General features: G+C 46.7%; 17 protein-coding genes. 10 read left to right on the forward strand and 7 right to left on the reverse strand.

The genetic code is table 11. The annotated features are described in order from the left end of the window. The first annotated feature begins 46 nt into the window (after positions 1 to 46). Together glyQ and glyS are read left to right on the forward strand one after the other, a co-directional pair. On the forward strand, positions 47 to 952 hold the full coding sequence (gene glyQ, locus L2713_RS19025; protein WP_011070431.1) for a glycine--tRNA ligase subunit alpha: 906 nt from the start codon (positions 47 to 49) through the stop codon (positions 950 to 952). A gap of 9 nt (positions 953 to 961) precedes the next feature. Continuing rightward, complete coding sequence (gene glyS / locus L2713_RS19030; RefSeq protein WP_248968961.1) at positions 962 to 3028, forward strand: glycine--tRNA ligase subunit beta; 2067 nt, start codon at positions 962 to 964, stop codon at positions 3026 to 3028. A gap of 63 nt (positions 3029 to 3091) precedes the next feature. On the opposite strand, the gene L2713_RS19035 is transcribed toward glyS, so the two are convergent. Together L2713_RS19035 and L2713_RS19040 are read right to left on the reverse strand one after the other, a co-directional pair. Next, a complete protein-coding gene (locus tag L2713_RS19035; protein WP_248968962.1) occupies positions 3092 to 4135 on the reverse strand; it encodes an HDOD domain-containing protein in 1044 nt (347 codons plus the stop codon). A gap of 155 nt (positions 4136 to 4290) precedes the next feature. Continuing rightward, the gene (locus L2713_RS19040) at positions 4291 to 5139 is read right to left on the reverse strand and encodes a LysR family transcriptional regulator (protein ID WP_248968963.1); all 849 of its coding nucleotides are present in this window, start codon (positions 5137 to 5139) and stop codon (positions 4291 to 4293) included. 126 nt (positions 5140 to 5265) lie between these two features. Between L2713_RS19040 and L2713_RS19045 the strand changes: the two genes are divergently transcribed. After that, on the forward strand, positions 5266 to 5922 hold the full coding sequence (locus L2713_RS19045) for a glutathione S-transferase family protein (RefSeq protein WP_248968964.1): 657 nt from the start codon (positions 5266 to 5268) through the stop codon (positions 5920 to 5922). 81 nt (positions 5923 to 6003) lie between these two features. Here the strand turns inward: L2713_RS19045 and gyrB are convergent, their stop codons facing one another. The 4 genes from gyrB to dnaA form a co-directional block, all read right to left on the reverse strand. Continuing rightward, positions 6004 to 8421, reverse strand: a complete 2418-nt coding sequence (gyrB, locus tag L2713_RS19050; protein WP_248968965.1) for a DNA topoisomerase (ATP-hydrolyzing) subunit B — start codon at positions 8419 to 8421, stop codon at positions 6004 to 6006. 16 nt (positions 8422 to 8437) lie between these two features. Continuing rightward, positions 8438 to 9520, reverse strand: coding sequence for a DNA replication/repair protein RecF (gene recF / locus L2713_RS19055; protein ID WP_086903526.1), 1083 nt, complete (start codon positions 9518 to 9520; stop codon positions 8438 to 8440). A gap of 162 nt (positions 9521 to 9682) precedes the next feature. After that, entirely contained in the window at positions 9683 to 10783 is a 1101-nt protein-coding gene (gene dnaN, locus L2713_RS19060; protein WP_011620839.1) for a DNA polymerase III subunit beta, read from the reverse strand. A gap of 20 nt (positions 10784 to 10803) precedes the next feature. After that, a complete protein-coding gene (dnaA, locus tag L2713_RS19065) occupies positions 10804 to 12186 on the reverse strand; it encodes a chromosomal replication initiator protein DnaA (RefSeq protein WP_109287714.1) in 1383 nt (460 codons plus the stop codon). A gap of 445 nt (positions 12187 to 12631) precedes the next feature. Between dnaA and rpmH the strand changes: the two genes are divergently transcribed. From rpmH to mnmE, 5 genes are all read left to right on the forward strand, one after another. Then, entirely contained in the window at positions 12632 to 12769 is a 138-nt protein-coding gene (gene rpmH, locus L2713_RS19070) for a 50S ribosomal protein L34 (RefSeq protein ID WP_006083827.1), read from the forward strand. A gap of 20 nt (positions 12770 to 12789) precedes the next feature. Next, positions 12790 to 13146, forward strand: coding sequence for a ribonuclease P protein component (rnpA, locus tag L2713_RS19075; RefSeq protein ID WP_007652336.1), 357 nt, complete (start codon positions 12790 to 12792; stop codon positions 13144 to 13146). Continuing rightward, positions 13113 to 13367: a membrane protein insertion efficiency factor YidD gene (yidD, locus tag L2713_RS19080; protein ID WP_011624661.1), complete on the forward strand. Its 255-nt coding sequence runs from the start codon at positions 13113 to 13115 to the stop codon at positions 13365 to 13367. The genes rnpA and yidD overlap by 34 nt, the downstream gene beginning before the upstream one ends. A gap of 3 nt (positions 13368 to 13370) precedes the next feature. Beyond that, positions 13371 to 14996, forward strand: coding sequence for a membrane protein insertase YidC (gene yidC / locus L2713_RS19085; protein WP_086903525.1), 1626 nt, complete (start codon positions 13371 to 13373; stop codon positions 14994 to 14996). Between the two features lie 104 nt (positions 14997 to 15100). Next, the gene (gene mnmE, locus L2713_RS19090) at positions 15101 to 16462 is read left to right on the forward strand and encodes a tRNA uridine-5-carboxymethylaminomethyl(34) synthesis GTPase MnmE (RefSeq protein ID WP_248968966.1); all 1362 of its coding nucleotides are present in this window, start codon (positions 15101 to 15103) and stop codon (positions 16460 to 16462) included. Between the two features lie 103 nt (positions 16463 to 16565). Here mnmE and L2713_RS19095 read toward each other — a convergent pair whose 3' ends face one another. Then, positions 16566 to 18113 carry a POT family MFS transporter gene (locus L2713_RS19095; RefSeq protein ID WP_248968967.1) on the reverse strand — a complete coding sequence of 516 codons (1548 nt, stop codon included), beginning with the start codon at positions 18111 to 18113 and terminating at the stop codon, positions 16566 to 16568. A 177-nt stretch (positions 18114 to 18290) separates the two neighbouring features. On the opposite strand from L2713_RS19095, the gene mioC reads away from it, so the two are divergent. Both mioC and mnmG read left to right on the forward strand, forming a co-directional pair. Further along, on the forward strand, positions 18291 to 18731 hold the full coding sequence (mioC, locus tag L2713_RS19100) for an FMN-binding protein MioC (RefSeq protein WP_248968968.1): 441 nt from the start codon (positions 18291 to 18293) through the stop codon (positions 18729 to 18731). Positions 18732 to 19171: 440 nt separating this feature from the next. Then, on the forward strand, positions 19172 to 21061 hold the full coding sequence (gene mnmG / locus L2713_RS19105) for a tRNA uridine-5-carboxymethylaminomethyl(34) synthesis enzyme MnmG (RefSeq protein WP_248968969.1): 1890 nt from the start codon (positions 19172 to 19174) through the stop codon (positions 21059 to 21061). The last annotated feature ends 61 nt before the right edge of the window (positions 21062 to 21122 follow it).

The raw sequence follows: 21122 nt of genomic DNA on the forward strand, positions 1-21122 counted from the left end.
ATCGAAACCATTTTCTATTAAAGCTGACGGCAGTAGACAAGTAGACATGACGACGAAACACGACGTAAAAACATTTCAGGGTTTCATTCTAACCCTACAGGAATATTGGGCGCAGCAAGGCTGTGCAATCGTTCAACCTTTAGATATGGAAGTCGGTGCGGGTACATTCCACCCACAAACTTTCCTACGCTCTCTAGGGCCTGAGCCAATGAGCAGTGCCTATGTGCAGCCATCGCGCCGCCCTACCGACGGCCGTTACGGTGAAAACCCAAACCGTCTGCAGCACTACTACCAATTCCAAGTCGTGTTAAAACCGTCACCGGATAATATCCAAGAACTCTATTTAGGTTCTCTGCAAGCCCTTGGTATTGATACACAAATCCATGATATCCGTTTTGTGGAAGACAACTGGGAATCACCAACGCTCGGCGCTTGGGGTCTGGGTTGGGAAGTCTGGTTAAACGGCATGGAAGTGACTCAGTTTACTTACTTCCAACAGGTCGGCGGCTTAGAGTGTAGCCCTGTCACGGGTGAGATCACCTACGGTTTAGAGCGTCTCGCCATGTATATCCAAGGTGTGGATAGCGTATACGACCTCGTATGGACCGATGGCCCAATGGGTCGCATCACCTACGGCGATGTGTTCCACCAAAACGAAGTTGAGCAATCGACCTATAACTTTGAGCACGCAGACGTCGACTTTATGTTTGCCCTGTTCGATCAATGCGAAAAGATGTGTCAGCACTTATTGTCGCTTGAAAAACCATTACCTCTGCCAGCCTATGAGCAAGTGATGAAAGCCTCGCACGCCTTCAACCTGCTCGATGCACGCCACGCCATTTCAGTGACTGAACGTCAGCGTTATATCCTACGCGTTCGTACTATGGCTAAAGCCGTTGCTGAATCCTATTATCAGGCACGCGAAGCGCTTGGCTTCCCAATGTGTAAGTAGAGGTAACACATGAATTTTGAAAACTTACTCATCGAGTTAGGCACTGAAGAATTACCGCCAAAGGCGCTGCGTAAACTGGCTGAGTCTTTCTTAGCGAACTTCACCGAAGAATTAACCAAAGCCGATTTAGCTTTTAAATCAGCTATTTGGTACGCTGCGCCCCGCCGTTTAGCCATTAATGTGACTGAACTGGCGATTGCTCAAGCGGACAAAATCGTTGAAAAACGCGGCCCAGCTGTCAGCTCAGCATTCGATGCCGAAGGAAAACCAACGAAAGCCGCTGAAGGCTGGGCACGTGGTAACGGCATTACCGTTGACCAAGCTGAGCGTTTGGTGACCGACAAAGGTGAATGGCTGGTTTATAACGCCAAAGTAGAAGGCGTTGAAACCAAGAGCTTAATCGCTGCTATGGCACAACGTGCTTTAGATAAGTTACCTATTCCTAAGCCAATGCGCTGGGGAAGCAGCAAGACACAATTCATTCGCCCTGTTCACACCGCCACTATGTTGTTAGGCAGTGAATTAATCGAAGGTGAATTACTCGGCATTAAGTCGGCACGCAATGTTCGTGGCCACCGCTTTATGGGGACCGGCTTCGAGCTTGACCATGCAGACAACTACCTGACACTGCTGAAAGAAAAAGGTAAAGTCATCGCCGACTACGAAAGCCGTAAAGCCTTAATCAAAGCCGATGCAGAAAAAGCGGCCGCTAAGATTGGTGGCACCGCCGATATCGAAGACGACCTGCTGGAAGAAGTCACCTCTTTAGTTGAATGGCCAGTCGTATTAACCGCAAGCTTTGAAGAAAAGTTCTTGAACGTACCTTCAGAAGCCTTGGTTTATACGATGAAGGGCGATCAGAAATACTTCCCAGTATTCGATGATGCCGGTAAGTTACTGCCAAACTTCATCTTTGTCGCGAACATCGAATCAAAAGATCCGGCACAAATCATTGCAGGTAACGAGAAAGTAGTTCGTCCACGCTTGGCCGATGCCGAGTTCTTCTTCAATACCGACAAAAAACACACGCTGGAATCACGTTTACCAAGTCTTGAGACCGTCTTGTTCCAACAACAACTCGGCACCTTAAAAGACAAAGTCACTCGTATCTCTGCCCTAGCCGCTTTTATTGCCGAGCAAACTGGCACTAACGCCGTTGATGCCGCCCGTGCTGGTTTATTGTCTAAAACAGACTTAATGACCAATATGGTGATGGAGTTTACCGATACTCAAGGCACTATGGGCATGCATTACGCCCGTCTAGACGGTGAAACTGAAGCCGTAGCCTTGGCGATGGAAGAACAATACAAGCCAAAATTCTCTGGCGATACGGTTCCGACGGCAGCGGTATCTTGCGCAGTAGCTTTAGCGGATAAACTCGACACCTTAGTGGGTATCTTCGGTATCGGTCAGGCACCTAAGGGCGCTGCCGACCCATTCGCACTACGCCGCGCCGCTATCGGTGTGCTACGCATTATCGTTGAGAACAAATTGCCATTAGACTTAGTGACCCTGATTGCTAAGGCTCAAGAGCTCCATGGCACTAACTTAAGCAACGCGAATGCAAGCGATGAAGTGCTTGAGTTCTTAATGGCGCGTTTCCGTGCTTGGTACCAAGATAAAGGTATCGATGTTGACGTGATCCTCGCCGTATTAGCACGTCGCCCAACTCGCCCAGCTGATTTTGATAGCCGTATCAATGCGGTATCACACTTCAGAAGCTTAGAAGCTTCTAGCGCTCTGGCAGCGGCGAATAAGCGTGTGTCTAACATTCTGGCGAAAGTGGAAGGCGAATTACCTACAGCAATTAATTCGGCTCTGTTAGCCGAAACCGCAGAACAAGCATTAGCCGCTAAGCTTGCCGAACTGCAGCCTCAACTCGCTCCGCTGTTTGCAAATGCTGATTACCAACAGGCATTAACGCTGCTGTCGAGCTTACGTGAAAGCGTTGACCAGTTCTTCGAAGACGTGATGGTTATGGCGGATGAAGAAGCATTGAAAAACAACCGTTTAGCACTGCTTAATAACCTACGTGAGCAGTTCTTACATGTTGCGGATATTTCTCTGCTTCAGTAAGTCGCACGTTAGAGTACCAATAAAAAACGCGCTTTTAGCGCGTTTTTTATTGGTTGCAATATATTAAAACTGCTGAAGTTTTTCGTGCAATGCTTCGAATTGAGCGGGTTCCAGTCCAACCAAGGCTAACAAGTTGCTCAGCATGTCAGCAGGCAATTTACCCGCTTGCTGCAGCATCGAAATCTCACTGATGATATTGGCGCGCCAAACCACAGCGGCAATTCCTTCATTCGGCCGAGTATGGACATGGGCTAATTTATCCAGCTCAGTTTCAAAGGTACTTGGCAATTGCCAATGCTTTGCCAACAAAGCACTTAAAGTGAGTGATTTGGCCGTCATCACTTGTCGGAATAACCAAGAATTTGGCTGCTCCCCAGGTTCTGCTTGTACAAAGGCATCGAGTAGCATTTTAAAGATGGCGAGCTTACCCACATCATGCAGTAATCCTAATAGGAATGCGGTGTCTCTATCTTCTTCACTCAGTTCACTGGTTAAAAAGGCTACCTGCATCGAATGACGCCAAATTTCGGCACCAAAGCGTCGAAAATAAATGGGTTTAATATCTAGCATCTCACGCACTAGGCAGCTCGTTACAAAGCGGCGTAACTGTTCACGGCCTAGTTGCACTAAGGCCTGCTGCAGGCTTGTTACCTCTCGGTCGCCACGCTTAAAAGCCGGTGAGTTACACAGTTTAAGCACTTCGACGCTCAGTAAGGGATCTTTCTCGATTAACGCCAACAAGTCCTTAGTATCAAACTGTGGCTCAGCTAATTTACGATCTAATTCCAAAACCTTTGAGGGAAGCTTAAGCACTTTTTCGGCTATCACTTGTGGCGATGCTAAGGCGAGTTCTATTTCAGCCATGACGCGCCGTTCAAGGTTATTGGCAACACCACCAGCATCTTTGGTTCTAGCCGGAAATAACAGGCTGTAAAACAGTGCCGCAAGATCAATACTCACAGAAGTATCCTGCGGCTCTTCCGGCTGTTGCTTACCAGAGACGGCCGTTACCGGTTTGCTGAGATCGGTTTGACTAAAGCTTTTAGGTCGCTCAAGAATAGTCTGTTCACGAATATTAAAGATTTTATTAAATATGGACTTAATCAAAATATCCTAACCTATAAGAATGGTGGTTACCGAGCCCGCATAGATTATCAGTCCATTGTGTTTGATATGCGAGGCTATTCGAATAACGCGCCGTTTTAGTATATGCCCTCAAGCTTAAGGCTGCGTTAGATCATTAAATTGTTTCACGTGAAACCTTATTCCAAGTAGCCTTGATAGCCCCGCGCAATTTGCTTGGCCAACTCCGCATTTATGGGTGAGTAAGCTTTAGCGGAAATAACCAGCGCGACGGCGACCACAGGCAAAGGTGGAAGTGTTTCAGAATCAATAATATTAAGAGGTGCCGATACACTGCATTCGGCCATGGCACTAATAGCCAAATCCTTAGCCACTATCGCTTTAAGAGCCGCAGCACTGCTGCTACAGGCCAACAACTGATAATGCCTATCTTGCTTCATCAATCCATCTAACGCCGCAATATAGAATTTACAATCCTTCTGGAAAAGCGCTATAGGTAACGGCTCGGCATCACTCAAGTTCGAACCACTCGCGCTCACCCAAACGCCTTTCGAGGTTTGTAATAAGTAGCCTTCATCGGACTCGGGCAAACGAGTCACTATCGCCGCATCGAGTTGCCCGGAATCCAGCATGATCCGCAGCTTTTGGCTTGAGGCGCAGGTAATTTGAAGATCGAGTTGCTTAATGTGACCATGTAACAACGCCACTATCCGCGGTAACACGGATTCGGCATAGTCATCGGGACAACCTAAATGCAATTGCGTGCCGACTTGGGTCTGCTTAATGGTTGTGACCGTCTCATCGTGCAATTGCAGTAATTGCTTAGCGTATAAGCCAAAACGTTGGCCTTCGGTAGATAAGACTAAGTTTCGCCCCTCTTTTACAAAAAGCGTTTTTCCCAGCTCTTGCTCTAAGCGCTTCATTTGCATACTGACGGCAGATTGAGTCTTATAGGTTTGCATTGCCGCACGGGTAAAACTCCCAGTATCGACAAATGCCACAAAACTGCGCAGCGCTTCTATATCCATCATGTTTCCTATCTGAGGTCAGTCTATCTATTCATTTTGCTGATAGATAACATCAAATCTATTCGTTAGTCATGCAAAGTACAAGCGCCTATATTGATAAACACAACCCCAAACAGGAAGGTGAAAATGGAACTCTATATTGGCAATAAAAACTACTCTAGTTGGTCGCTCCGCGCTTGGTTTATGGCTGCAAAATCAGGTATTCAGTTCGATGAAATCCTATTACAGCTCGATACCGATAGCTTTTATCAGCGGCTCAAATCCATTTCGCCTACCCTAAAAGTTCCAACACTTATCGATGGAAATATCACGGTTTGGGATTCGCTGTCGATTTGCGAATATATCAACGATACTTATCTTTCAGGCTTAGCCTGGCCACAAGACCCGAAAAAAAAGGCTAAGGCTCGCTCCTTCGCCTGTGAAATGCATTCAGGCTTTCATGCCCTGCGAAATGCCCTGCCGATGAATATCCGCGCCCATCGTTATGTCGAATTAAGCCCTGCCGTGTTGCAAGATATTGCCCGCATCGACAGCATCTGGTCACAGCAAATGGCAGAGTTTGCCACCGCCCAAGGCACTTGGCTATTTGGCAAGTGGTCGATAGCCGATATGATGTTTGCACCGGTTGTGATGCGCTTCTTCACCTATGAGATTGAAGTCTCCCAAGCGAGTCGAGCCTATATGGAATTTATCGTCAGCCAGCCAGAAATGCAGGCCTGGATACAAGCCGCCAAAGCCGAAACTGAAATCGTAGACGCCGACGAGGCTGGTGTTGATAGATAATTTTCAACCAAACAAAAAGGGAAAGCTAAGCTTTCCCTTTTTTATCAATCACTAACGATATAAATGTTAAACGTCTGGATGTTAAACGTCTAAGTTAGCCACGTTCAGCGCGTTGGCTTCGATAAAGTCACGGCGCGGTTCCACTTGGTCGCCCATCAAACAAGTAAACAGCTGATCCGCACCAACGGCATCATCAATCGTCACTTGCAGCATACGGCGTGATTCAGGATCCATTGTAGTTTCCCACAATTGCTCAGGGTTCATCTCACCCAATCCTTTATAGCGTTGGATATAGAGGCCACGCTTGGCTTCGCCGATGGTCCAATCTAACGCTTCGATAAAGCTACCCACTTCCTTCACACGTTCGCCACGCTGTACGTAGCCACCGACTTCAATCAAGCCTTCGAGCGCCGCACCTAACTTACCAATACGTTGGTAGTCAGTAGATTGGAAGAAGTCATAACTGAACAGGTAGTGAGTATCGATACCGTGTTTACGGATAGTGATCTTCGGTAGATATACTTTACGCTCAGGATCGAGTACAGGCTCACCAGAATACAACACACCGCTGTTTTCTAATTCCACCAGCTCATGGATAAAGGCATCGATCCATTCCTTCATCTTGCCTTCATCCGCCAACATCTCGTTGTTGATCATTGGATGGTAAAGCATGCGGTTGGTGATCTGCGTTGGGTAACGTTGCTCTAAACGGGCAATAATCGCTTCCACTTCACGGTATTGAGTCACTAAACGCTCTAATGGCTCACCCGACATGCCAGGTGCACCTTGAGATGGGTAAATGCTGGTTCCATCTAACGCTTGAGTGGTCAGATACTGAGTCAGTGCTGCTTCGTCTTTGAGATATTGTTCTTGCTTACCTTTCTTCACTTTGAATAAAGGCGGCTGAGCAATATACACATAACCACGTTCAATCAGTTCAGGCATTTGGCGGAAGAAGAAGGTCAACAGCAAGGTACGAATGTGCGAGCCGTCGACGTCAGCATCCGTCATGATGATGATGTTGTGGTAACGCGTCTTATCTGGGTTGTATTCGTCACGACCAATACCACAGCCAAGAGCGGTAATTAGCGTAGCAACCTCTTGAGAAGAAAGCATTTTATCAAAACGCGCTTTCTCAACGTTTAAGATTTTACCTTTCAGTGGCAGAATCGCTTGGTTCTTACGGTTACGTCCCTGCTTAGCGCTACCGCCAGCAGAGTCCCCTTCCACTATGTAGATTTCTGAAAGACCAGGGTCTTTCTCTTGGCAATCCGCCAGCTTACCTGGCAAACCACCTAAATCGAGCGCACCTTTACGGCGGGTCATTTCACGGGCTTTACGCGCCGCTTCACGGGCACGGGCCGCATCGACAATCTTACCGACGATTAACTTAGCATCGGCAGGGTTTTCCAGCAGATAGTCGTTTAGCTTTTCACCCATGGTTTGTTCAACCGCGGCTTTCACTTCGCTAGACACTAACTTGTCTTTGGTTTGCGAGCTGAACTTAGGATCTGGCACTTTAACTGAAATCACGGCCGTTAAACCTTCGCGGGCGTCATCGCCTGTCGCGTTAGTTTTGCCTTTCTTGTTATAGCCTTCGTTTTCCATGTAGTTGTTGAGGTTACGTGTCAACGCACTACGGAAACCCGCTAAGTGAGTACCACCATCACGTTGTGGAATGTTGTTGGTAAAACAGAAAATGCTTTCTTGATAACCATCGTTCCACTGCATCGCCACTTCAACGGTAATGCCATCTTCACGCTCTTGCATAAAGTGGAATACGTCTTTGTTTACTGGCGTTTTATTACGGTTAAGGTAATCAACGAATGCGCTGATACCGCCTTCGTATTTAAAGAATTCATTCTTATTGTCACGCTCGTCGACTAAGCGGATACCCACGCCTGAGTTGAGGAATGACAGTTCGCGCACGCGCTTGGCCAGAATCTCGAAGTGGAACTCAACATCGCTGAAGGTTTCTTCACTTGGCCAGAAACGGATTTCGGTACCGGTTTTAGTCGCATCGCCGATCACTTTGATTGGCTCGTCAGGTACACCGTGGGTATAAAACTGCTCGTGGACTTTACCTTCGCGGCGAATGGTTAACTGCAGCTTTTTAGACAGCGCGTTAACTACCGACACACCCACGCCGTGCAGACCACCAGACACTTTATAAGAGTTATCGTCGAACTTACCGCCCGCGTGCAGTACCGTCATGATCACCTCGGCGGCAGACACGCCTTCTTCCGGGTGAATAGCCACAGGAATACCACGGCCGTCGTCGCGAACGGAGACAGAACCATCCACATGGATAGTAATAGTGATATCAGTACAATGGCCGGCTAAGGCTTCATCGATAGAGTTATCGACTACTTCGAACACCATATGATGTAGACCCGTACCGTCGTCGGTGTCACCAATATACATCCCAGGTCTCTTACGTACTGCATCAAGGCCCTTAAGGACCTTAATACTCGAAGAATCGTAACTATTCTCTGACATATTATTCTCTCAATGGTTATTCAATTACCGTTACACGTCCCTGTTCCACATGGAACATCCTACTGGGAGGCGTGTGTAACGAATCGACTATTGCTGCAGGCTCAATGGCAGTGACAAACACTTGCGCACCTGTGTCCACTAGCTGCTTAAGCAATAGCTGCCTATGCTGTGCATCCAACTCGGATGGAAGATCATCCACAAGATAAATACTGTGTTTATCTATTTGTTGTTTGAGCAACTTTCCCTGTGCAATACGCAGTGCACAGACTAATAATTTCAATTGACCACGGGACAGGGCATCCTGCGCCGGTAAACTACCTACACGAAGTCTGAGGTCAGCTTTATGGGGACCGCTGACGGTATGACCCGTAGCCAAATCTCTGGGATATTGGGATTCGAGAAGTTGTGCAAAATCCGTTTTGCTATCCCAGCCGCGGGTAAATGAAACCTTAACATCTACCTGCGGTAAAAACTCCCCGATTATACCCTTAAGTAGCTCATTTAACGAGTCTACATAACGGTTTCGTATTTCTGTGACCTGCTCGGTGTAACGGACAAACTCCCTATCCCAATATTGGATTTGATCATAGGAAGAATTATTTCTAAGCAATTGATTTCTTTGTTTTAGAACACGTCTTACATTCACCCATGCCGCATAAAACTGTGGGTCAGAATGAAAGGCGCCCCAATCGATAAACTGTCGACGGGATTTAGGACCTTCAAACAGGAGCGAAAAGCTTTCTGGCGTGATCACTTGGATAGGTAAAGTTTCGGCTAAGGTCGATAGCCGTTTCACCTTTTCCCCGTCGATTTTGACTTCGGTTTCGCCACTACGGAAACGTCGCAAGCCGATTTTACTGTCACCACGGGGTAAATTTAAGGTCGCAAACAGGGTTAACTTGTCCTGTTCGTTATTGATCACCCGTTGGGATAAATGACTGCGAAACGAACGCCCCATCCCAAGAAAGTAAATAGCCTCGAGTATACTGGTTTTGCCGCTGCCGTTTTGACCGTAAATCAGATTGATCCCTTCAGTCGGGCTCAGCTGCGCCAATTGAATATTGCGAAAAGAATCAATATTAAGACGGATAAGACTCATGCATTACTCATCAAACCGCATCGACGGCTTAGGCCAAGACTCAGAACAGTCATCATACCGCAATTCACATCCATCCGAGTAAATAAGGCAACAAAGGATAAAGGCTTGAAGACATATACGCCGCTAAAAAGCGGCGTATGGCACAAAGTAGGCAATGGAATACTATAAGCGCATCGGCATAACCACATACATGGAATCTTCTTCCAGGTGGTTTTCCAATAAAGCACTCGAGTTACCATCGATTAAGGTGATACGCACATCATCGGACTTAAGGTTGTTTAGCACATCCAATAAGTAACTGACGTTGAAACCAATTTCGAGTGGCTGATTGTTGTAATCCACATCGATGATTTCTTCCGCTTCTTCCTGCTCTGGGTTATTGGCGGTGATTTTCAGCAATCCCGCTTCTAACTGAATGCGTACACCGCGAAACTTCTCGTTCGATAGAATAGAAGCACGGGTTAAGGCTTGCTTGAAGTGGTTACGGCTGGCGATAACGATTTTATCACCGCCCTTAGGTAACACACGGCGATAATCGGGGAAACGACCATCGACTAATTTACTGGTAAAGACAGTGGTGCTGGTGGTCGCACGAATCGCATTATCACCAATGGCAATTGCGATATCTAAATCATCGGCTTCCAACAAACGCGCCATTTCCATCACACCTTTACGGGGCACGATCACTTGTTTTTCAGGTAATTGCGCATCTATGGTTCTGTGACTTAAGGCTAAGCGGTGACCGTCGGTAGCAATGGCACGCAGCACATTCCCTTCGGTTTCGAGCAATAAACCATTCAGATAGTAACGAACGTCTTGGTTCGCCATCGAAAACTGAGTCGCATCAATCAGTGACTTCAGCACACCTTGCTTAAGGGTGAATTCGATTTCCGCCTGAAAGGCTTCCACATTGGGGTATTCTTCTGCGGGCAGGGTTGCCAGCGAGAAACGGCTACGGCCAGAGCGTAACAACCATTTGTTATCTTGTTGCTCGACCTTAAGCTCACTTTGCTCGGGTAAGGATTTAACTATATCTAATAATTTCTTAGCAGGAACTGTTGTACGACCTTCTTCGATATCACCATGAATGACCGCCTGGCCCACTAACTCAACTTCGAGGTCGGTACCTGTCATTTTGAGTGAGTGACCACTAACTTCTACAAGGAGATTTGCCAAAATAGGCAAGTTATGGCGTCTTTCTACCGCACCACAAACCAATTGAAGCGGCTTTAATAGGGCGTCCCTATCAATTGAAAATTTCATAGTGTCCAAATTCCTTGATTTTAAGAAGATAAGGTTCTAATCAAGTTAGCATAATCTTCTTTAATGTCGTGACTCTCTTCCCGTAGCTGAGCAATCTTACGACAGGCATGTAACACTGTGGTGTGATCTCGACCACCAAAGGCATCACCAATTTCCGGCAAGCTCTGGTTAGTTAATTCTTTGGATAACGCCATGGCCACTTGTCTAGGGCGCGCAACACTGCGCGAACGACGCTTAGACAACATATCAGCCATCTTGATTTTGTAGTATTCAGCTACGGTTTTCTGAATGTTGTCTATAGTGACTAATTTTTCCTGCAGTGCCAAGAGGTCACGCAGGGCTTCACGCACAAAATCAATTGTAATTGGGCGGCCAGTAAAGTTAGCGTTGGCGATAACGCGGTTTAACGCCCCTTCTAACTCGCGAACGTTCGAACGTAAGCGCTTAGCAATAAAGAAGGCAACTTCGTCGGGAAGATTGATACCGCTCTCCTGAGCTTTACGCATCAAAATCGCCACTCGGGTTTCCAGTTCTGGTGGTTCAATCGCAACCGTTAAGCCCCAACCAAAGCGAGATTTTAATCTGTCTTCTACCCCGTCGATCTCTTTTGGATAACGATCCGATGTCAGGATGATCTGATGATTACCTTCAAGCAACGCGTTAAAGGTATGGAAAAATTCTTCCTGCGATCTGTCTTTATTGGCGAAGAATTGAATATCGTCGATAAACAGCGCATCGACACTGCGGTAGTAACGTTTGAACTCTTCGATCGCATTGTTTTGCAGCGCTTTCACCATGTCTTGCACAAAACGCTCGGAGTGCATATACACGACTTTCGCATTGGGATTATTTTTGATGATGCCGTTACCCACTGCATGTAATAAGTGGGTCTTACCTAAACCCGTACCACCATAAAGGAACAGTGGGTTATAGGCACCACCCGGATTTTCAGCAACCTGCAGAGCGGCCGCTTTACCGAGTTGGTTAGACTTACCCTCAACGAAGTTGTCGAATTGGTAAGTGGGATTGATATTGCTGCGATGATTAGCGTTAGCAACAGGCTCAGTGGTATTAAATGAAGTCCCTACTGAAGCTTTAGTTTGGGGATTGGGCACACGCACAGCAGCAACTGGGGCTGGCTCAGGCTTTTTCGCTGACGGACGACTACCGATATCGAAGCGTAACTTAGGTGCATCATTACCCATTTGCTCAGTAAAAAACTGATTAATGATATTGATGTACTTATCCCTAACCCAATCGAGCACGAAGCGGTTAGGCGCATAAAGCACCAAAGTATCTCCATCCATTTCGGCTTGTAACGGTCTGATCCACATACTGAACTGCTGAGCAGAAAGCTCGTCTTGCAGTCTTCCGATACATTGTTGCCAAAGTGAAACCGCCACTAAGTTATCCCCAAAAGATCATCAAAAAGAGGTGTATTCTATAGCGAGATCTCAATGATCGCTATCCTTAAAAAATAATTATCCCCAACTAGATCATTCTATGGAGATATCCCCGATCATCAAAGATCAAATTCGATCCTTTTATTCAACAAATAGGGCAAATCCCGCTTTATTAAGCGATCCAGATTGATCTATAATGGCGCCCCTTTGATCTCTCGATAGATCCCCTTCACTACTACATGTAGTGTCAATACACAGAGTTATCCACATCTTCTGGTGTATGCGGGAAATGGATCAAAGGATACACGGGCAGAAATAAGCCACTTACTGACTTTCGTTGTTGACGGGGACAAGTAAAGTGATTACAATTCGGCCTCTTTTTTACCCTTACCTCTGTCACCAGAGATAAGGATATGTTCACTTATAACAAAGACGGATTGCCATCATGAGTAAACGTACTTTTCAACCTAGCAACCTGAAGCGCAAGCGTTCTCACGGCTTCCGCGCTCGTATGGCTACTGTAGGCGGCCGTAAGGTGCTTGCACGTCGTCGTGCGAAAGGTCGCGCTCGTTTATCTGCTTAATAAGTTAAGTAGGTAACTAGTTGACTAGCTATACCTTTACGCGGGAGTTACGCTTGCTAACTCCCGCGCAATTTAAATCTGTATTCTCCAATCCCATCAAAGCATCTTCTGCTGAAATCACCTTGCTTGCTATTCCTAATTCGGAACAACATCCGCGTTTGGGTCTTACTGTAGCTAAACGCTATGTAAAACGCGCCAATCAGCGTAATCGCATTAAGCGAGTTATCAGAGATAGTTTTCGCCTCAATCAACACGACATCCCTCACCTTGATATTGTTGTGCTGGTCAGAAACGGGGTGATGGAAATGGAAAACGCAGAGATCAACAAGTTGATAGAAAAGCTATGGCGCAAACTCAGTCGCCGCTACAATGGCTAGCAACCACGTTTATTCGTGGCTATCAAATCTTCATCAGCCCCCTCTTAGGGCCTCGATGTCGTTTCAATCCCACATGCTCGCATTACGCCATTGAGGCAATAAAAGTGCACGGAACCGCGAAAGGTTGTTGGTTTGCATTGAAACGCATATTAAAATGTCACCCTTTGCATCCCGGCGGTAGTGATCCCGTCCCCCCTAAAAATGACAGGTGTAATAAATAGGCTATGGAATCTCAACGCAATATATTGCTAATAGGACTACTGTTTGTCAGCTTTTTGCTGTGGCAACAGTGGCAAGCAGACAAAGCTCCAAAACCCGTTGCAACCGAATCGTCTGTAGTGGCGAATGCAACCACAAATCACAGTGCTGATGTTCCAGAAGCAGACACAGGTGTTCCAGCAGCCTTAACGGCAACGCAAAATCTGATCACAGTTAAAACCGATCAGCTCGATGTACAAATCAACCCAGTGGGTGGTGACATCGTTTTTGCAGCTCTGGTTTCACACAAACTGGAACAGGGTAAAGACCAGCCATTTGTTTTGCTTGAGCAAACCAAAGATTTCACCTATATCGCTCAGAGTGGCCTGATTGGCCGTGATGGTATCGATAGCAGTGCTAAAGGTCGCGCCGCATTTGCCGCCAGCAAAACTGAATTTACCTTAGCCGATGGCCAAGACACCTTAGAAGTACCACTGACCTATGTGGCTGATAACGGTGTGACTTACACAAAAGTGTTTGTTTTCCATCGTGGCAAGTTTAACGTTGATATCGATTACAAAATCAACAACACCTCAGCTGCTCCATTGCAAGTTCAGATGTACGGTCAGATTAAACAGACCATCAAGCCATCTGAAAGCAGCATGATGATGCCAACTTACCGTGGCGCCGCGTTCTCGACTCAAGATGTACGTTACGAAAAGTACAAGTTTGAAGATATGAGCAAGAGCAACCTCAATCAACCGACTCTCGGTGGTTGGGCGGCGATGCTGCAACATTACTTCGTATCGGCTTGGATCCCACCAGCAACCGATAGCAACACCATTTTCTCGAGTGTAAGTGCTGGCGGTTTAGCTAACATTGGTTTCCGTGGCGCGGTATATGATATTGCACCAGGTGCGACGCAAGAAATTAGCTCACAGTTTTATGTTGGTCCTAAGGATCAAAAAGCGCTATCTGCGTTATCTGATACCTTAAACCTCGTTGTTGATTACGGTTTCCTTTGGTGGTTAGCCGTTCCAATCCACTGGTTATTGATGTTCTATCAATCATTTGTGGGTAACTGGGGTGTGGCGATTATCCTGATCACCTTAACCGTTCGTGGTTTACTGTTCCCGCTGACTAAAGCGCAGTACACCTCAATGGCGAAGATGCGTAACCTACAGCCAAAACTGCAGGATCTGAAAGAACGCTTCGGCGATGACCGTCAAAAGATGGGTCAAGCCATGATGGAACTGTACAAGAAGGAAAAAGTGAACCCTATGGGTGGCTGTTTACCTATCCTGCTACAGATGCCAATCTTCATTGCCTTGTACTGGGTATTGTTAGAAAGCTTCGAGCTGCGTCACGCGCCATTTATGTTATGGATCCACGACTTATCTGTACAAGATCCATACTACATTCTGCCGCTGCTGATGGGTGCGTCTATGTTTGTGATGCAAAAAATGCAACCCATCGCACCGACCATGGACCCAATGCAAGTGAAGATGATGCAATGGATGCCAGTGATCTTTACCGTATTCTTCCTGTGGTTCCCATCGGGTCTGGTACTGTACTGGTTAGTGGGTAACATTGTTGCCATCATCCAGCAGAAGATTATTTATGCAGGTCTAGAGAAAAAAGGCTTAAAATAAGCCCAAGCGCTAGATAAGAGCTAACGGCTCAGCATATACAAAAAGGCGGCTTAATGAGCCGCCTTTTCCTTTAGATGATTTGATCGATATTAATGGGTATTTCCGTGACAACTGACACTATCGTGGCACAGGCCACCGCGCCCGGACGGGGCGGCGTGGGTATCATTCGTATCTCTGGTGATAAGGCAACTGATGTGGCCATGGCCGTATTGGGTCATTTACCTAAACCCCGTTACGCCGATTACTGCGACTTTAAAAATGCTTCAGGCCAAGTGATCGATCAAGGTATCGCACTGTTTTTTAAAGGCCCTAATTCCTTCACAGGTGAAGATATATTAGAGCTGCAGGGCCACGGAGGTCAAATCGTCCTAGATATGCTGATCAAGCGCGTATTAGAAGTCGAAGGCATTCGCATCGCCAAACCAGGCGAGTTTAGCGAACAAGCCTTTATGAACGATAAGCTGGACTTAACCCAGGCCGAAGCGATTGCCGACCTTATCGATGCCACCAGTGAGCAAGCCGCCAAAAGCGCGCTGCAATCACTACAAGGTGAATTTTCGAAGGAAGTCCATGAGCTGGTGGATCAAGTCACCCATCTGCGTTTATACGTCGAAGCCGCGATTGATTTCCCCGATGAAGAAGTCGACTTTTTAAGTGATGGCAAAATTGCCAACGCACTCTACAAAATTATCGACAAACTCAGTGCCGTCCAAGCCAGCGCCAAGCAAGGCTCGATTATCCGTGAAGGCATGAAAGTCGTGATTGCCGGTCGCCCCAATGCCGGAAAATCCAGTCTGCTTAATGCGCTCGCGGGTAAAGAGTCGGCGATTGTCACCGAAATTGCCGGCACCACCCGTGACGTATTGCGCGAGCATATCCATTTAGATGGTATGCCACTGCATATTATCGACACCGCAGGCCTGCGTGACACCACAGATACGGTTGAACAAATCGGTATCGAGCGGGCGTGGAACGAAATCAACAGCGCCGATCGGGTGTTATTTATGGTCGATGGCACCACCACTGATGCAGTCGATCCCCACGATATTTGGCCCGATTTTATCAATCGCCTCCCCGCCAATTTAGGCGTGACTGTTGTCCGCAATAAGGCCGATCTCACCGGTGAGAACCTCGCGATGACCGAAGAAAAAGGTTACAGCGTGTATCGGATCTCGGCCAAAACAGGTCTCGGCGTCGAGGAATTAAAGCAACACCTTAAATCCTTGATGGGTTATCAGAGTAATCTCGAAGGTGGCTTTATCGCCCGTCGTCGTCACCTCGAAGCATTAGATGTTGCCGCAAGCCATCTGCAACTCGGTAAAGAACAATTAGAGATTTACCTCGCAGGTGAACTGTTAGCGGAAGAACTAAGAATGGCGCAATTAGCCCTGTCCGAAATCACAGGCCGCTTCACCTCTGACGATCTACTGGGCAAAATTTTCAGCTCATTCTGTATCGGCAAATAATTTCGCTTTAGCGGTTAGTTAAACTATCCATAAAAAATCAGCCCACTAAGTTCGCTTAGGGGCTGATTTTTTATTTAAAGGCGCTTTGTCTTAAATGGTTAACCTAGACTTGGCGATAATGATCCTGCATTTGATAGGACCTAGCATAGAGCGCGAAGATGACCGCCGCCAAGATCGCAAATCCCGCGAAGAAGAACATTTGGAATGCCGTCACACTCATACCGGTTTGAACAATTTGCTCCGTCACCGCAGGGCTTTTAACGCTCACATTGGCCAGTAATACCCAAAGGTTACCGACGGTAACCGATAAGGTCCAAAAGCTCATAATCGTGCCCTTCATTGCCTTAGGAGCTTGGCTGTAGGCAAATTCTAAACCCGTCGCCGAAACTAATACTTCACCAAAGGTCAATAAGGCGTAGGGTAAGATCTGCCAGAAGATAGATAACGCCGAGCCACCGTCCATCATCAACTGAATCGTCCCAACCACAATCCAGCTTAAGCCAGTAATCGCGATTCCCGCCCCCATTTTACGCAGCGCGGTTAATTTCACGCCCATACGCTCAATCGCAGGATATAAAACAAAGTTATTGAATGGGATCAACAGCATCACTAGCAGCGGGTTTAATGCCTGCATCATCGCGGGTTCAAACCACGAAGGTTTAACCATATCGTTAGCCTGCAAAATCCAGGTCGACGCCTTTTGATCAAATAAGGACCAAAATGGCGTCACTAAGGCGAACAACACTAAAATACGCAGCACTGAACGCACACCATCCACGGCCGCATCAGGATGAATCCCTCGCGCGCGCTCAAGCTGTAATGAAGCCCCAAGGCCAACAAATCCCATCAGCAGCACCATAGCGCTACACAAACCGGCCACAATCCCGAGCGTCGGAATATTCACCAGCGCATAAGCTGCTGAAACACCACCAATTAAGGCTAACACTAAACCGATATTGGCCTTGCCTTCGACCTTAGTAAGCAAAGCGCTGCGGATCACGGGTAAGAATCCATGGGGATCCTTTGGTTCTGGTGGCATATGCACATAACGTTTGCGACCCAACCAGAAAAATACCGTGGCGATAAACATCAACACACCGGGGATCCCGAAAGCCACTGCAGCGCCAAAGTTTTTGAGTAACAATGGCATAGATAAGGATGCGAAGAAGGAACCAAAGTTGATCGTAAAATAGAACATATCGAAGGCTTTTTGCGCCAAAGACTTGTTGCTCTGATCAAACTGATCGCCCATAAACGAAGAAACTAAAGGCTTAATCCCGCCCGAACCTAAGGCAATTAAAAATAAGCCAGTGTAAAAGCCTTGCACGCTGTGCTCAAAAATCGCCAAGAACGCATGGCCCACACAATAAAGTAAGCTTAGCCACAGAATAGTGTTGTACTTACCAAAGAATCTATCTGCAATCCAACCACCGAGTAAGGGGAAAAAATACACCCCAATCACGAACGAGTGGAACACATCCTTGGCCACCGCTCCACGAAGCTCTTCGGGAATAGAGAGCAAAAGTGCCGTCATCAAGAATGGTGTTAGAATGTTGCGCATGCCATAAAAACTGAAACGCTCACACGCTTCACTGGCAATAATATAGGGTATTTGGCGTGGCCACTTTGGCGCATTAGCAGGAGTAGTCATCAGTTATCCTATTATAATTGTTATAAAAACCTTACGGCCTATGTATAAAACAAGGATTGCAGCCAAGGATACTAGCAGACTGCAAATCAATAGTGAGTAAATTTATACAGCAAAACACTGTAAGTAGATGTAAGCCCCAAAAATGATAGAAATTAACGACCACAGAGAGCAGTAACAATGACCAAGATCGCGATATTAGTAGGAACCACCCTCGGCAGCAGTGAATATATAGCGGATGAAATGCAGGCCCAGCTCACTCCATTAGGCCATGAAGTCGATACCTTTTTGAGCCCAACTTTGGATGAATTGCAATCATATCCCCTTTGGATCATCGTTTCGTCGACCCATGGTGCCGGCGATCTGCCTGACAATTTACAGCCATTTTGTAAAGAACTGCTGCTAAACACACCGGATCTGACCCAAGTTCAGTTCGCCTTATGTGCGATTGGCGATTCGAGTTATGACACCTTTTGCCAAGGCCCAGAAAAGTTAGTTGAAGCGCTGGAATATAGTGGTGCAAAAGTCATTGTGGATAAGATCCAGATCGACGTACAACAGGATCCAGTGCCAGAAGACCCAGCTTTAGCGTGGTTGGCACAATGGCAAGCTCAAATTTAAGATCCTCTCTTGGAAAACATACCAAACCACCCACAGTTTAGATCTTGTTTATCCACAAAAAGCTAATTAGATGTATATTTTTGTGGATAAACTATTATTTAGATCTGATCAACCTCTGTGCTATTCACAACCTGATCTGCTTAAAGATCCCCCTTGTGGATAAATAGCCGATCTATCCCCACCTTTTCTGGCAGTAGATCTCGGCTAGATCACAAGAATGAAATCTCGTTACTCTTTGATATAAATAAGAAAATAAGCTTACCCACAGGAAAGTGCGATCCTAATAGTAAACATAGTAAGAAGATCTATATAAAGATCTTAAGATCTATTAGTCCCGATCCTATGGATCCATTTTCTAAAAATGATCATTCACCTCATTCAAAGCAAATGCTAAAATGATCGGCTCACGTTGGGTCTCTTAAGTTACTAAAGGTAGGGTCATGCATTTTCATGAACGGTTTGATGTTATTGTTGTAGGTGGTGGTCATGCCGGAACTGAAGCCGCATTGGCTGCAGCAAGAATGGGCTCTAAGACATTATTGCTGACGCATAATCTTGATACTTTAGGGCAAATGTCATGTAACCCTGCGATCGGCGGTATTGGCAAAGGTCATCTGGTAAAAGAAATCGATGCGTTAGGCGGTGCAATGGCGATCGCAACCGACTATGCAGGGATCCAATTTAGAACCCTAAACTCAAGCAAAGGCCCAGCAGTAAGAGCGACTCGTGCTCAGGCTGATCGCGCTTTGTATCGTCAGAAGATCCAAAATATTCTGCAAAACCAAGCCAACTTACGTATTTTCCAACAAGCCGTAGATGATCTGGTTGTTGAGAACGATCGCGTAGTCGGCGTAGTGACCCAAATGGGCTTAGCCTTCGAAGCGCCTGCAGTGGTCTTAACCGCGGGGACTTTCCTCAGTGGTAAAATTCACATTGGTTTAGAAAACTACAGTGGTGGTCGTGCTGGCGATCCGCCATCTATCGCACTCGCCCACCGTTTACGCGAGTTGCCAATCCGTGTTGGCCGCTTAAAAACCGGTACGCCACCGCGTATCGACGCCAACACCATCGATTTTACCCAAATGACAGAGCAGAAAGGCGATACGCCATTACCTGTGATGTCGTTTATGGGCGATGTGAACCATCACCCGAAACAAATTTCTTGTTGGATCACCCATACCAATGAAAAGACACACGATATTATTCGTGGTGGCTTAGATCGCAGCCCTATGTATTCAGGCGTGATCGAGGGGATTGGTCCACGTTACTGCCCTTCTATCGAAGACAAGATCCATCGTTTTTCAGATAAATCATCGCACCAGATCTTTATCGAACCCGAAGGCTTAAACACCAACGAGATCTACCCTAACGGTATTTCCACCAGCTTGCCTTTCGATGTGCAGTTAAATTTGGTTCGTTCGATCCAAGGTATGGAAAATGCTGAGATTGTTCGCCCTGGTTATGCGATTGAGTACGACTATTTCGATCCAAGGGATCTCAAAAACTCGTTAGAAACCAAAACTATCAATGGTTTGTTCTTCGCTGGCCAAATCAATGGTACCACGGGTTACGAAGAAGCTGGTGCCCAAGGTTTACTCGCGGGGATGAATGCTGCATTGCAGGTTCAGGGCAAAGAAGCTTGGTGCCCTCGCCGTGATGAAGCCTACATAGGTGTATTGGTTGACGATTTATCAACCTTAGGGACTAAAGAACCCTACCGTATGTTTACCAGCCGCGCCGAATACCGCCTATTGCTGCGTGAAGACAACGCCGATCTGCGTTTAACCGCAAAAGGTCGTGAACTGGGTCTGGTGGATGATGCTCGCTGGGCCTCTTTCAGTGAAAAAATGGAATCGATCGAGTTAGAACTGCAACGTCTACGTAGCCAATGGATCCATCCAAATTCACCATTGGTGCCAGTGTTAAATCCGCATTTAAACACGCCGATCTCCCGTGAAGCGTCGTTTGAAGAGTTGCTGCGTCGTCCAGAAATGGATTACAGCAAGTTGATGCAGATTGAAGGCTTTGGTCCAGGACTTGCCGATCCACTCGCTGCCGAGCAAGTACAGATCCAAGTGAAGTACTCTGGCTATATCCAACGTCAGCAGGAAGAGATCAACAAAGCGGTACGCAATGAGAACACTGGTCTGCCATTGAACCTTGATTACAAAGAGGTTCCGGGGCTTTCAAATGAGGTTATTGCTAAGTTAAATAGCCATAAGCCCGAAACCATTGGCCAAGCATCGCGTATTTCAGGTATCACTCCGGCGGCGATTTCAATTCTGCTGGTGCATCTGAAAAAACGCGGTTTATTACGCAAGAGCGCGTAAAAGCTAGCTTAATCGCCAGTTTGGTCGCAGAAGGGAAGCATTCAGGCTTCCCTTCGACGTT

The organism is Shewanella seohaensis, assembly GCF_023283775.1.
In the GTDB taxonomy this organism is placed as follows: domain Bacteria; phylum Pseudomonadota; class Gammaproteobacteria; order Enterobacterales; family Shewanellaceae; genus Shewanella; species Shewanella seohaensis.